Annotated in this window: 13 protein-coding genes; 8 read left to right on the forward strand and 5 right to left on the reverse strand. The window is 46.3% G+C overall.

All coding sequences use genetic code 11. The annotated features are described in order from the left end of the window. The 6 genes from D8Y20_RS13850 to D8Y20_RS10900 all read left to right on the forward strand — a co-directional run. Positions 1–429, forward strand: a 429-nt coding sequence (locus tag D8Y20_RS13850; RefSeq protein ID WP_236075403.1) for a hypothetical protein, incomplete at its 5' end; no start/stop codon positions are given. Continuing rightward, entirely contained in the window at positions 430–1,707 is a 1,278-nt protein-coding gene (locus D8Y20_RS10885) for a DEAD/DEAH box helicase (RefSeq protein WP_121543652.1), read from the forward strand. It begins immediately after the preceding gene. After that, positions 1,707–1,916 (forward strand): hypothetical protein, encoded by a 210-nt coding sequence (locus D8Y20_RS13540; RefSeq protein ID WP_147434063.1) that lies wholly within the window; start codon positions 1,707–1,709, stop codon positions 1,914–1,916. The genes D8Y20_RS10885 and D8Y20_RS13540 overlap by 1 nt, the downstream gene beginning before the upstream one ends. 65 nt (positions 1,917–1,981) lie before the next feature. Continuing rightward, complete coding sequence (locus D8Y20_RS10890; RefSeq protein ID WP_121543654.1) at positions 1,982–2,266, forward strand: gamma-butyrobetaine hydroxylase-like domain-containing protein; 285 nt, start codon at positions 1,982–1,984, stop codon at positions 2,264–2,266. Beyond that, positions 2,263–3,177, forward strand: a complete 915-nt coding sequence (locus D8Y20_RS10895) for an SDR family oxidoreductase (RefSeq protein ID WP_236075404.1) — start codon at positions 2,263–2,265, stop codon at positions 3,175–3,177. Before D8Y20_RS10890 ends, D8Y20_RS10895 begins: the two co-directional genes overlap by 4 nt. Before the next feature lie 28 nt (positions 3,178–3,205). Further along, on the forward strand, positions 3,206–4,135 hold the full coding sequence (locus D8Y20_RS10900) for an SH3 domain-containing protein (RefSeq protein ID WP_121543656.1): 930 nt from the start codon (positions 3,206–3,208) through the stop codon (positions 4,133–4,135). 1 nt (position 4,136) lies between these two features. Here the strand turns inward: D8Y20_RS10900 and priA are convergent, their stop codons facing one another. From priA to radA, 5 genes are all read right to left on the reverse strand, one after another. After that, on the reverse strand, positions 4,137–6,323 hold the full coding sequence (priA, locus tag D8Y20_RS10905; RefSeq protein ID WP_121543658.1) for a primosomal protein N': 2,187 nt from the start codon (positions 6,321–6,323) through the stop codon (positions 4,137–4,139). Between the two features lie 10 nt (positions 6,324–6,333). Continuing rightward, a complete protein-coding gene (locus D8Y20_RS10910; protein WP_121543702.1) occupies positions 6,334–8,187 on the reverse strand; it encodes a nucleoside-diphosphate sugar epimerase/dehydratase in 1,854 nt (617 codons plus the stop codon). An 88-nt stretch (positions 8,188–8,275) separates the two neighbouring features. Beyond that, positions 8,276–9,706 (reverse strand): amidophosphoribosyltransferase, encoded by a 1,431-nt coding sequence (gene purF / locus D8Y20_RS10915; protein ID WP_121543704.1) that lies wholly within the window; start codon positions 9,704–9,706, stop codon positions 8,276–8,278. A 59-nt stretch (positions 9,707–9,765) separates the two neighbouring features. Continuing rightward, complete coding sequence (locus D8Y20_RS10920) at positions 9,766–10,356, reverse strand: CvpA family protein (RefSeq protein WP_121543660.1); 591 nt, start codon at positions 10,354–10,356, stop codon at positions 9,766–9,768. Between the two features lie 45 nt (positions 10,357–10,401). Next, on the reverse strand, positions 10,402–11,790 hold the full coding sequence (gene radA, locus D8Y20_RS10925) for a DNA repair protein RadA (protein WP_121543662.1): 1,389 nt from the start codon (positions 11,788–11,790) through the stop codon (positions 10,402–10,404). A gap of 338 nt (positions 11,791–12,128) precedes the next feature. On the opposite strand from radA, the gene D8Y20_RS13635 reads away from it, so the two are divergent. After that, a complete protein-coding gene (locus D8Y20_RS13635) occupies positions 12,129–12,284 on the forward strand; it encodes a hypothetical protein (RefSeq protein ID WP_153232664.1) in 156 nt (51 codons plus the stop codon). Further along, on the forward strand, positions 12,281–13,000 hold the full coding sequence (locus tag D8Y20_RS10930) for a hypothetical protein (protein WP_147434064.1): 720 nt from the start codon (positions 12,281–12,283) through the stop codon (positions 12,998–13,000). The genes D8Y20_RS13635 and D8Y20_RS10930 overlap by 4 nt, the downstream gene beginning before the upstream one ends. Positions 13,001–13,013 lie beyond the last annotated feature (13 nt).

Below are 13,013 nucleotides of genomic sequence, written 5' to 3' on the forward strand. Positions count from 1 at the left end.
TGGAAATCCCCATATTCTTCTTCAGATCGATATAAACTCAGTGAACACACAAAAACGACTCTATCTTGGGCTTTTTGCTTGGTTGAGATGAACATTAACCCCAGAGCTGCGTTTTCACACACTCTGGGCCGAACCCAGCCGGTCGCTGTATTGCAGTTGGGTGTACTTCCTATGACCCTGAATGATGAAAAACGCGTAAAGCATACATTACGTTTAATGCGATTGTCCTACAATTGGCAGGGCACAACTTGCGTTTTTTCTAATAATCGCCAGTGTGCGCCGCCTCCAGATAGGGGGATCATCCTTTTATCTTCTTACCGGCCAATCACTGATGACCGGCGATTCGGGAAAATAATTCAGCATCCAGCACAATCAGTGATTTATTACACATGTATTAACATGGTCGGATGCGATGGACAAAAAAACTAAATGAAATTTGAACAACTAGGTTTATCGGCCGAATTACTTCGCGCCGTGAAGGATCAAGGTTATACAACCACAACACCGGTACAGGAAAAATCCATTCCGGTGATTCTTGAAGGCCACGATGTATTGGCTGGTGCTCAGACAGGCACAGGAAAAACAGCAGGTTTTACCTTGCCTATGCTGCATTTGATGCAGAACAATCACCCGGAACGTAAAAGTCATAACCGCCATGTGCGGGCATTGGTCTTGACGCCAACACGTGAATTGGCTGCTCAGGTAGCTGAAAGCGTTGCTACTTATGGTAAATATCTACCACTGCGCTCAACCGTGGTATTTGGTGGCGTGGGCATTAATCCACAGATTCAGAAGCTCAATCGCGGTGTTGATATATTAGTGGCCACCCCCGGTCGTTTATTAGATTTGGCCAATCAGCGCAAAGTGGATCTGTCAAAAGTTGAATTCTTTGTCTTAGATGAAGCGGATCGTATGTTGGATATGGGCTTTATTCATGATATTCGCCGTGTCTTGAAACTACTGCCGCAAAAGCGTCAGAACTTGCTGTTTTCAGCTACATTTTCAAAAGAAATCAAACAGCTGGCTAGTGGCTTTCTGAATTCTCCGGTATTTGTTGAAGTCGCACGCAATGAAACTACCCATCAGGTTACGCAGGTCATTCATCCGGTAGGAAAATTGAAAAAGCGGGCACTATTATCAAAATTGATTTCAGAAGGTGAGTGGAAGCAGGTGCTTGTCTTTACCAAAACCAAACATGGTGCCAATAGACTTACCACTCAGCTGGAGAGCGATGGCATTCAGGCTTCTGCTATCCATGGTAACAAAAGCCAGACAGCACGAACTAAAGCCTTAGCTGCATTTAAACAAGGTTCTATTCGTGTGTTGGTAGCAACGGACATTGCTGCGCGTGGTTTGGATATCGATCATCTGCCACATGTAGTGAACTATGAGTTGCCTAATGTGCCGGAAGATTACGTGCATCGTATTGGCCGTACTGGCCGTGCTGGTAATACAGGTGAAGCTCTGTCACTGGTTTGTGGCGAAGAGAAAAAACTATTGGCTGATATTGAACGTCTGATCAAGACAAGTATTCCTAAGTTGATGATTGAGGGTTTTGAACCATCACCTGAAGATGAAAAAGCGACAAAACCAGCCGGTCAGAATAGAAAACCGGATCATCGTCGTCGTGACCCAAGCTCACCCCGTCGTCCGAGTCGTAACCGCAGACCCGCTAAACGTTCAGGTTCACCATCAAGCCAGGGCTAATGGACAAACAAAAACAACGTCTGGGTATATGCCATGGTCCTCGCTGCGGGGACTATGGTGGCAGGGCGATGGGAGAAGCGTTGATGGACAGGTCTATTTCTTTTGATCCACTGCCTTGCCAGAGCCTGTGCCCGCACGCACCCATTGCACGGGTAGATGGAAAGGTGTTACATCATACCAATCTGGAACAGGTGCTGGATTCACTGTAAGATTTTTTGTCGCGTAAAGTGATATGCTGAAACTCGTAATAATCATGATGGAGATAGTGTACACAATGACACCTACCGCTATTCGTAATTTTAATGCAGATGCCCGTTTAGAAATCGATTGGGATGATGACTCCACAAGTTGCTATGCGCATGAACTGTTGCGGGTGCAATGCCCATGCGCTGATTGCAGGGGTCATACACCTGAGCAGGCCAAAATCATTACAGGTAAAGAAGATGTGCGTGTAACGCATATTGAATTGATTGGTAACTACGCAGTTCGGATTGAGTTTGATGATGGGCATAATACAGGCCTATATACCTTCACTCATCTTCGTCATCAGATATTGTGACGCATAAACCTATACAACGCATATTAATCTTAGGTTGCGGTTATGTCGGTGAAAAGCTGGCGATGGCTTGTTTGGCCGATGGCATGCAGGTGTTTGCTACGACACGTAATCAAGAGCGTGCAATCGCATTAGATAAACGCGGTATCGCGTCTTATGTCGTATCTTCTCCGGCAGATTTACCCGATGCGTTGCTGGCATCTGTTGATGCGGTGCTGGATTCTATTCCACTTAGTCGTGATGAGCAGGGCATGCATGCGTCACAATTGCAATGGTTACCCTTGATCGTTGATAAGTGTTCAACGCTGCGTTGGGCCGCATACCTATCCACGACCGGTGTTTACGGCGATGCGGAGGGTGCCTGGGTAGATGAATCCTGGGTCTGCAAGCCAACAAGTGCACGTGGTAGCCAACGTTTGTTGGCCGAACAAGCATGGCTGCAATCATTGTTACCTGCAGAAGTATTTCGCTTGGCAGGTATCTATGGGCCTGAACGCAATATGTTTGCGCGTTTAAAAGCAGGGAATTATAAAGCCGTAGAGTGGCATCCAGCGCATTATTCCAGTCGCATACATATTGATGATATTGTGGCCGCATTAATGGCTGCCATGCAAAATCCACGATCAGGGCGTGTACTGAATCTGGCGGATGATTTGCCTTTGCCGCATGCGGAATATGTATGTGAAGTGGCAAAGCTGATTGGCGCTCCGGAGCCGGTTATCTTGACCGAGGAGGAAGGGGAACAACAGTTATCGCCTTCGGTGTTATCTTTCTTTCAGGATAATAAAAAGGTATCCAATCGATTGCTGCATAAGGAATTGTTATCCCAGCTTAAATATCCAGATTTTAGAGATGCTTTGCAGGAAATACTGGCTGGTCAGAGAGTCATAAACGTGCATGATTCGCCGTCATAAGCGTGGCGAATGATGAGGGGAAGTTTGCATGGCAGGCAAAAAACAGCGTGACCAACTAATCGAGAAACTTGATGATGATGGTCAGGAGGAATTCGAGGATTTTCTTGATCATTTAGAAGCTATTGATGATTCTCCTGATGGTCAGGTTCATCATCATCATCATTCGTCGACAAAGTCTTCTATAGGTTTGCTATTTACGAAAGTATTTGTAGTTACCACTGTGGTGATTTCATCGGTGTTATGGTTTGCATGGCCGGAAATAAACAGTAGTCAATTCGATCTTGCCCAACACTATCAAGAAGATGGCAAACTAGAGCGGGTTGTTGATCGCCTTCAGGCTCTAGAAGAGGCATTGAAACTCAGCAGTGAAGATAAAGCATACGATGAGCCGTTAAATGCATCTCATCAGGAGATCGAAACCGACGCTGCAAAACGTGTCCAGCAGAAGCCTGAAACAGCCACATCCTCCCAGCCGATAAAGGTAAAAGAAGAATCATTAAAACAAGATAGCGTAGTGAAAGCCCAGCTTTTAGCCAAAAAGCAAGCTGAGGAAAAGTCAGCTAAATTAGAGGCTAAGCACGATGAAGCTGCCAAGTTGCTTCAACAGGAAACGTTGCCCAAGACCGTTCAATATGAACCTCAACAAGTCAAAGCAAAACAGCAAAACAGCGATGTGTTGAATGTTGATACAACGGCCACTTTATCAACGCCATCAACAGCAACTGCTTCGCAAGCAGTAACGCGTCCGTATGTGGCACTAACCGGTAAAAAGTTTTATATCTATCAAATATCTGTGGATGTTGCCAATGTGCGTAGTACTCCGAGTTCGGATGCCACCGTTGTTGCCAAGCTGAAACAAGGAACAAATGTGATCGTATTAAAACAAGAAGGGGATTGGTACCAGATTCGCCTGAATAAGCGTAAGCCGGCATGGGTTTACCACACACTGCTAAAATAGCTTACATCATATCCTGAGGGTCAACATCGATACGGATACGCACATCGCGTGATGTGGGCATGGCAGATAAAGTCGCTTCCAGTTTCCACGGTAGCAGTTTGCGCGATGGATCACGCAGCAGCACTTCAATACGAAATTGACCTGCAATACGTTCCATGGGGCATGGCATTGGGCCACTGATACTGACATTCTCTAAGGTTTTGCATAATGAGACACATTGTTTGGCAATCTGGTTGGCTCTTTCTAACTTTCTTGCAGAGAAAACGATGCGTACCCAACGTGCAAAGGGAGGGAAGCTCAACATTTCTCTTAATTGCAGCTCATTATTCATGGTCGATTCAGCCTGTGATTCAGAGATACGCTGAAACCATTCAGCTTCAGGCATACGCGTTTGAATGATGACCTGACCGGCTTTTTCACCACGGCCTGCACGCCCGGTTACCTGTGTCATCTGCTGCCACCAGCGTTCACCAGCCCGGAAATCAGGCATGCTGACACCCAGATCGGCATTGATGACACCAACCAGCGTAACATTGGGGAAATCATGACCTTTGACCAACATCTGCGTGCCGATGAGGCAATTCAGTTGGCCCTGTTCAAAATCCGTTAGTGTTTTCTCTAGTCGGGCATGACTGGTGATGACATCGCGGTCAAAACGTGCAAAACGCAGTTCAGGTAGTTTTTCAGTCAACCACTCTTCTAATTTTTCAGTACCTTCGCCCAGAGGCATAAAGGCCACCTCACCACAACATTCACATGTTTGCGGCACTCGGCGACGGAAACCACAGCTGTGACAGCGTAACTGGCCAGCTCTGCGGTGTAGCGTTAAACGCATCGAACAGGCATGACACTCCGGCACATCACCACAGGCAGTACATTGAAGTGCGGGTGAATAACCACGACGATTTAAAAATAGAATGGATTGCTCTTTGTTTGCCAGGTTTTCTTGCAGGGCGGTGAATAAGGCTGTTGATACAGGGCCTTCCTCTTGTCGCATATCAATAATTCTTGAGGCAATGGGAGCGTTGTTTGATGCAATTCGCTGTGGCAAGTTGAGACGTTGATACACACCACTTATCACCTGTTTCCAGCTTTCCAGACTTGGCGTGGCCGAACCCAGTACAATGGGTATATTGAGCTCCTGAGCCAATAATACTCCCATATCACGGGCCGAATAGCTCATGCCTTCCTGCTGTTTAAAACTGGCATCATGTTCCTCATCAACTACGATCAATGCTAGCTTGGGCAGGGGTAGAAACAGGGCGGAACGTGTGCCAATCAAGATGTCGGTATCTTGCAAATGTTGGCGTACCTGCAAACGCTCTTTAGTCGTCATGGCCGAATGCCATAAAGCCACCTGCTTGAAACGCTCTCTTAAGCGCATTAACCATAAGGGTGTCAGGCCAATTTCCGGTACCAATACCAGCACTTGACCACCGGATGCGATAACCGTTTGTGCAGCCTTAAGATAGACCTCCGTTTTACCTGAACCCGTACAGCCAAATAGTAGAAATGCTTGGAACTTATCTAAGGAAGCTGTGATTGAAGTGATCGCTGTATGTTGTGCTTCTGTCGCTTTGGGTGGAGGCGTATCTCCACACGCTTGGTCTTTTTTTACCCACAATGGATCATGTACAACTTCTTCAATCAGGCCACTTGCACAGCTTTGATTAATCAGGTGGCGCATACCAGGGCTATCGTCGCATCGCTGTAACACTGTCTTTAATGAAATGGCTGCACGCGTTTGAAAAAGCTTTGTTAATAATGTTGATTGTTGATTTAATGTTGTTGGTTCAGGGCAACGGAAGCGGCGGGTATCATGTTGAGCGGCCCAACCCAGGGCACTACCCCATAATTCGCCGGGTTGGGCTAAATAGTAGCGTCCAACACGGTTTAACCACTTGGTTCTGGCCTGATCAAGCAGAGGTGACTCATCCAGTCGATCCAATACGCTTTTATACTTGTTTTCATGATCAGGCTCTGCAGTGACATAATTGATGATTACACCAATGCGTTTACCTTTGCCAAAAGGCACCTGGACACGGATGCCAGTGATGGGTTTACCCAAAAAATCGGGCCATAGATATGTGAATGTACCAGCCAATGGCGCAAAGACAGCGATTTCAACGTATGTTACGTGATGGTTTGTATGTTGTGTTGCTGAAATAGTAGAGGCGGGAGCGGACATAGCTGATCAATCAACTATCTAATTTCATCGGGGTGAATTCAGGGACCAGTTGTTGAAGTTTTTGATGCAATAATTGAATGTCGCGTTTACCAGAAGCGATACGCAAATCTTCAAGTAGTTGCTGGATATCAGACCAGTTCATTTCACGACTGTCAGATAACATGATTTTTGGGTGTGATGTGGCAACCAATGTTTCCGCATCGTGAAAGAGTTCTTCAAATAGTTTTTCACCCGGACGTAAGCCTGTAAAGTTGATTTCAATATCCTGACCGGGTTCCAAGCCTGTTAAACGGATCATCTGTTCGGCCAGATCAACAATTTTGACGGGTTCCCCCATATCAAGCACAAAAATTTCTCCGCCTTCACCCATGCTGCCAGCCTGTAAAATCAGACTGCTTGCTTCAGGAATGGTCATAAAATAACGGGTGATATCAGGATGGGTCACTGTGACAGGTCCACCAGCCTCAATCTGTTTCCGAAAAAGAGGTACAACGGAACCTGCCGAGCCCAGCACATTACCAAAGCGGGTGGTGATGAAAGCGGTATTTTCACTGCGGCGATTTAAATTCTGGCAGTAAATTTCTGCTGAACGTTTGCTTGCTCCCATGACATTAGTGGGGTTCACTGCTTTATCGGTTGAAATTTGAATGAATTTCTTCACACCATGCTCGACTGCCAAATCTGCCAATTGGCATGTGCCCAATACGTTGGTTTTCACACCTTCAGCCGGATTTTGCTCGACCAGTGGTACATGTTTATAGGCGGCGGCATTGAATACGACGTCTGGCTTAAAGCGTTCAAATAAGCATGACATGCGCTCGATATCACGAATATCACCGAGCAGCGCTTCAAGAATGCAACTGTTGTTGGAGCGTTTGAGCAATTCTCCTTCAATGGAATAGAGGTTGAACTCACCATGATCAAGCAGTAAAAGCTTTGCCGGCTTGTGTTGCAACACTTGGCGACACAACTCCGAGCCGATAGAACCACCGGCTCCGGTTACCAGTATGCATCGATCTGTCAGCAGATGATGAATGTTAGAATTATCAAGATTATCGATAATATCCCTGCCCAGCAGGTCTTCAATTTGTACCTGTCTGAGGCGAGATATCTCTACTTTTCCATCAGCAAGGTCGGCAACAGAGGGTAGGGTGCGGCAAGTAATGGCATGTTTTTGACAGGTATCGACCACGTTTTGAATAACGCGATGGGCTGAAGAAGGCATACACAACAAAACCACTTCAACATCATATTTTTTAAGCACGTGTTCGATATCATTCAGGTGGCCAATAACACGTATTCCATGGATTTCCTGCCCTTGTCGTCTGTTGGAATCATCAAGAAAACCAATGGCTTCATAAGGGCCTGATTTTTGCAGGTCACGAACCAACAGCTCTCCGGCCTGACCAGCTCCAATCAACAGCGCACGTTTGCTATCAAGGCGATTAAGGTTGAGATGGTGATCTTTCAACCAGCGATACAACATGCGGGGGGCAGCCAGTCCCAGAATTAAAATAAGCGGATATAACACCAATACAGTACGCGGCATGTTTTCAAGACGCTGCCATATAAATACAATCACAAACGAGATAATCGTCCCTAGCAGCACCGCCTTGAGTATGCGCAATAGATCCGGCAGCGAGGCAAAGCGCCAAATGCCGCGATATAGTCCGAAATACCAAAAAGTAATGGCTTGAACGGGTAGAGATACAACGATCAGGTGCTGGAAGGCATCAACGTGAGACACCGGAATATACGTTAAATTAAAACGTAGCCAGAAAGCCAATAAAACTGCTGCAGGCACCCACAATAGATCATGCAGGAAGGCCATCCAGCGATTGCGAAATGAGAAGAGCTTACGCATACCTAGCATCGTGATAACCCATCAGTACTGTGATCTCTATATAGCATAAAGATAGTATGTCCTAAATGGATAGCAGGGGACAATGTGCTTATTCTTTTTTATTGTGAATGCGTAACAAGGAGAGTTGAGGGGATCTCTCTTTTTTAACCGGTACCGGATAATCACCCGAAAAACAGGCATCACAATGTGATGAACGTGGTTTACCCACTGCCTTGTACATGCCCTCATAACTGACAAAGGCCAGTGAATCTGCACCAATTGCCTGACGCATCTCTTCCAGATTCATTTTGTTGGCCATCAATTCATCTTCATTGGGCGTATCCACACCATAAAAACAGGAGTGTCTGGTTGGTGGGCTGGAGATGCGCATATGAATCTCTTTGGCTCCAGCCGCGCGAACCATTTCAACAATTTTGCGGCTGGTGGTACCACGTACAATGGAGTCATCCACCAGTACAACACTTTTTCCTTCGATAAGCTGACGGTTAGGGTTTAATTTCAGTTTAACACCAAAATTACGGATAGACTGACGTGGTTCAATAAATGTACGACCCACATAATGATTGCGAATCAGTCCCATTTGGAAGGGGATATTGGCCGTTTCGGCAAACCCCATGGCTGGTGGTACACCTGAGTCGGGAACAGGAATCACAAGGTCTGCGTTAACAGGTGCTTCTTTGGCCAGTTCCACGCCAATTTCATAACGCGCTTTATAGACGTTCACACCCTCAAGGGTGGAGTCCGGGCGGGCAAAATAGACGTATTCAAATACACAAAATTTTGGCGAGCAGTTTTTGAAAGGGTGCAGACTCTGCAAGCCATCATGATCAATCACTATCATTTCACCGGGTTCGACATCGCGTACATAGGTTGCACCGACTAAATCAAAGGCACAGGTTTCTGAAGCTAGTATCCATGCGTCATCGAGTTTGCCCAGTACCAGAGGACGAATACCATGCAGATCACGCATGCCAACCAGACGATGTTCGCCTAAAACCAACAGTGAAAATGCACCGGTTAACTGGCTAACAGCTTCTGCCATACGGTCTTTCATGGTTAATGCTTTGCTGCGCGCAACCAGATGAATCAAGACTTCGGTATCTGAACTGGATTGAAAAATTGAGCCCTGTTTTTCCAACTGTTTGCGAAGTTCAGGCGCATTGACGATATTACCGTTATGACACATCGCAATGCCACCATGCTGATATTCATAGGCAAATGGTTGGCAGTTGCGCAAGCCTGATTCACCGGATGTGGAATAACGGACATGACCAATACTATGTGGGCCAACGAGCTCTTTAATATCTGTCTTTTTAAATATATCTGCGACTAAACCCATGCCGCGATGGGTGTTGAAAGACTTTTCATCGGTGCTGACGATGCCTGCAGACTCTTGTCCGCGGTGTTGCTGGGCATAGAGGCCCAGATAGGTCAAGTTGGCAGCTTCAGAATGGTTAAATACACCAAAAACACCACATTCATCATGAAAATGGTCATGTTTATCGACTTCAACGCGCATGCTTGTTTCCTTGGCGAGGGTGGGTTTCAATTGGATATCCTTGATGATTTTTTGTTTCACTATCTGCTACCTTCGATGATTAATTTTACTGCTTCTTTATCTTTCATCGGAATCATATTTTGGAGATGATTGTTGCTACTTTGCAGGGATGCCGCTTTGGCTCCGCCTTGTCTGGAAAATGGATAACCCTGTGGAATAAGTTCGCCAAGCATTTCACCAAGCTCAATCGCGTAGGGGCTGAGTTTACTCTCTTTCAACCATGGTGCATCAGGTTTGGTGTAAGATGTGTAAACGAGAAAGCATAGTGCAATAAGGCCGATGCCTCGCGCTGCGCCAAAAAACACACCCAGCGTTCGATCTGTTGCCGTTAATGCAGCGACATCAACCAATCGGCTAATGAGCGCTCCTACCAAACCAGCAACAATCATCACCACAACAAATACCATTGCAAAACCAGCGATATCAGCCACCGTTCCATTGGTAATCCATTGTCCAAGGAAATCACCCGATTGTCCTGATAAGCGGCTGGCAATGAAAAATGCAGCGACCAGTCCAAGTAATGAAATCACCTCATGCACAAAGCCGCGCCATAATGATAACACCATCGATAAGCCAATAATCGCAATAAAAATATAATCAATAAAGTTCAAGTTGCCTCTCAATTCATTCCGGTAAATTACTAAAAACAAACAGTCTTATAGTATCTTTTGCGCAGCTTCGGATAAGTGTCTGACTGCCGTCAAGACAAGCGGTTTAGCATTGTCGCTGCGCATGTTAGCAATGATATTTGCCTTCTGCACCCTCTCATGATTTTCAGCTGGTAACAGTATGCGTGAGAAACCCAGGTTAACCGCTTCTTTGGCCCTGGCTTCAGGCTGGCCTACCGGCCGCACTTCGCCGGTTAAACCTACTTCTCCAAATACGGCGATATCTTCAGGCACGGGTTTATCCTGAAAGGCTGATACCATTGCCAAAAGGATAGCCAGATCAGCCGCCGGTTCTGCAATACGTGCGCCACCGGCAATATTAATATACACATCGTGTTGCGATAGTGGCAACCCGATACGGCGTTCCAGCACGGCCGTTAACATGCCAACCCGGTTAGCATCTACACCAACAGCAGAGCGCTTCGGTGTGGCATAGACAGTAGGGGCGATTAAGGCCTGTACTTCAACCATTAAGGGGCGTGTACCCTCCATACAGGCTAACACTACAGATCCTGGTGTATCCTTGGCTCGCTCTGCTAAAAACAGGCGAGAAGCGTCACGGATGCCGATCAGACCGCGATCACACATTTCAAACACACCGATTTCACCAGCCGGGCCAAAGCGATTTTTTACCGCACGTAAAATGCGATGTGCATGGCCGCGATCACCTTCAAAGTAGATCACTGCATCCACCATATGTTCAAGTACGCGTGGGCCTGCCAATGCCCCTTGTTTGGTGACGTGACCAACCAGAATCACTACATGGCCATGAGCTTTGGCATGTTGAATAAGGGCTGCAGAGCAATCACGAACCTGTGAAACGGTACCCGGTGCACTGCTTAATCGGCTACTCACTGTGGTTTGGATCGAATCAATAATAACAGTGGATGGTTTCAACTTGGCAATCGTTGCCAGTATAGATTCCAGTTCACAGGCAGAGATCAGTAGCAGATCATCGTGCAGGGCATCAATACGCTCACCACGCAGATGTACCTGCTGAATAGATTCTTCACCGGTAATATATAATACGGTGCCATTCTTTTTGTCCGCAGCAAGTTTGGCTGCCGCTTGCAAAAGCAGCGTGGATTTTCCAATACCGGGGTCACCTCCAATCAATACGGCAGAACCGGGTACTAAACCACCACCAAGTACGCGATCCAATTCTTCGATATAGGTAGAGCGGCGAGGGCTGTTTTCAAGGTTGATACTGGTGATAGAGGAGGCTTCTAATGCCTGGCCTTTTCCCACCGAGCGTATTGCTGCAGCTTCGATAACCTGTTCGGTCACAGCATTCCAGTCACCACAATCGGTGCATTGTCCCATCCATTTGCGATGTTCAGCACCACAGCTTTGACAAACAAAAAGTGATTTAGCCATGGCAGCAGTGTAACTCGAAAAACTGCTGACTCCATCAGAATCTGACAAATCGTTTCAGGTCGGTTATTAAATAGTTCAAGGCTCACACAAAAAGATTGTAGTTCAGATGTTTTGAAATTCCATTTTTAATGGTTAATGATTAACCAATCATTTCAGTGGTATAGATGAAGTCTATTAAGGTTATAGATATACAATAAATAGTGTGATGATGCCTGGCTTCCCCTGACATTATGGCTATGAAAAGCTCAAACCTGGGTAATGGGATATCCCAAGTTCTTGGGATACCGCCCCCTGTTTTTATTCGCAAGCATGCGTCTTGTGAAAACAGGAGGTAAAAAATGAATTCAATCATAACAACCATTTTCGCATTGCTCATTGCCATGTTTCTACTGGCCTCATGCGGAGGCGGAGGCAACGGTGCAGCTGCACCAGCTGCAGCACCCACCACTCTGACCTGGGATCAGGCCAACTGGGGCGCGGTGAACTGGCAATGAATAACGCAATGGTAAATCAATCAATAGAAACAGGGAGAAATAATATGAAACAGATATTTATTGCCGTGGCGGCATCATTAATAATGACATCAACAGCGTCAGCTGGCGTACTGACCATTCCAAATACTTTTACCGCCGGATCTCCGGCTGTGGCTGCCGATGTGAATGCCAACTTTGCTGCCGGCAAAACAGCGGTGGATGATAACAATACACGCATCACAGCCAACACAGCATCAGCTGGGACCAACACAACTGATATAGCAGCCAACGTATCCAATATCACGACATTGCAAAATTCAAAAGCAGGGTATGCTACTGCTGTTAATAATAGTGGGAGCCCCACTACAATAATAGCAATGACAACTACTGGGCAGGCAATTGTTACGCTAACCATAACTGCTCCAGCAAATGGATTTGCAATTGTTACAGGGAAAGCATTTTCAGTGGTAAATCATACCATGGGTACCATGCACCTTGTTGGAATGAAAATTTCTACCACTTCTGGAGATGTAGCAGCAGGTTATGATCTGTCGGTATCACAGGCTGCTTCTCAACAACCAACGGCAGGGTATGGAAAAATGATATCTGCTAATGCAGTAATACCAGTTGTTGCCGGGGCCAATATCATTTACCTGAATGCCTACGCTCCTGTGGGAGCAGGCCACAACATACAGCAGCCTAAATTGACCGCGATTTATGTACCCAATGCGTACTAACCTTTTAGGAAAA

The organism is Mariprofundus sp. EBB-1 (assembly GCF_003665155.1).
Taxonomy (GTDB): domain Bacteria; phylum Pseudomonadota; class Zetaproteobacteria; order Mariprofundales; family Mariprofundaceae; genus Mariprofundus.

Coding starts and splice junctions, on each gene's coding strand:
- D8Y20_RS10885 (WP_121543652.1), top strand. CDS start 430: ATGAAATTTGAACAACTAGGTTTATCGGCCGAATTACTTCGCGCCGTG.
- D8Y20_RS13540 (WP_147434063.1), top strand. CDS start 1,707: ATGGACAAACAAAAACAACGTCTGGGTATATGCCATGGTCCTCGCTGC.
- D8Y20_RS10890 (WP_121543654.1), top strand. CDS start 1,982: ATGACACCTACCGCTATTCGTAATTTTAATGCAGATGCCCGTTTAGAA.
- D8Y20_RS10900 (WP_121543656.1), top strand. CDS start 3,206: ATGGCAGGCAAAAAACAGCGTGACCAACTAATCGAGAAACTTGATGAT.
- priA (WP_121543658.1), bottom strand. CDS start 6,323: ATGTCCGCTCCCGCCTCTACTATTTCAGCAACACAACATACAAACCAT.
- D8Y20_RS10910 (WP_121543702.1), bottom strand. CDS start 8,187: ATGCGTAAGCTCTTCTCATTTCGCAATCGCTGGATGGCCTTCCTGCAT.
- purF (WP_121543704.1), bottom strand. CDS start 9,706: ATGCGCGTTGAAGTCGATAAACATGACCATTTTCATGATGAATGTGGT.
- radA (WP_121543662.1), bottom strand. CDS start 11,790: ATGGCTAAATCACTTTTTGTTTGTCAAAGCTGTGGTGCTGAACATCGC.
- D8Y20_RS13635 (WP_153232664.1), top strand. CDS start 12,129: ATGAATTCAATCATAACAACCATTTTCGCATTGCTCATTGCCATGTTT.
- D8Y20_RS10930 (WP_147434064.1), top strand. CDS start 12,281: ATGAATAACGCAATGGTAAATCAATCAATAGAAACAGGGAGAAATAAT.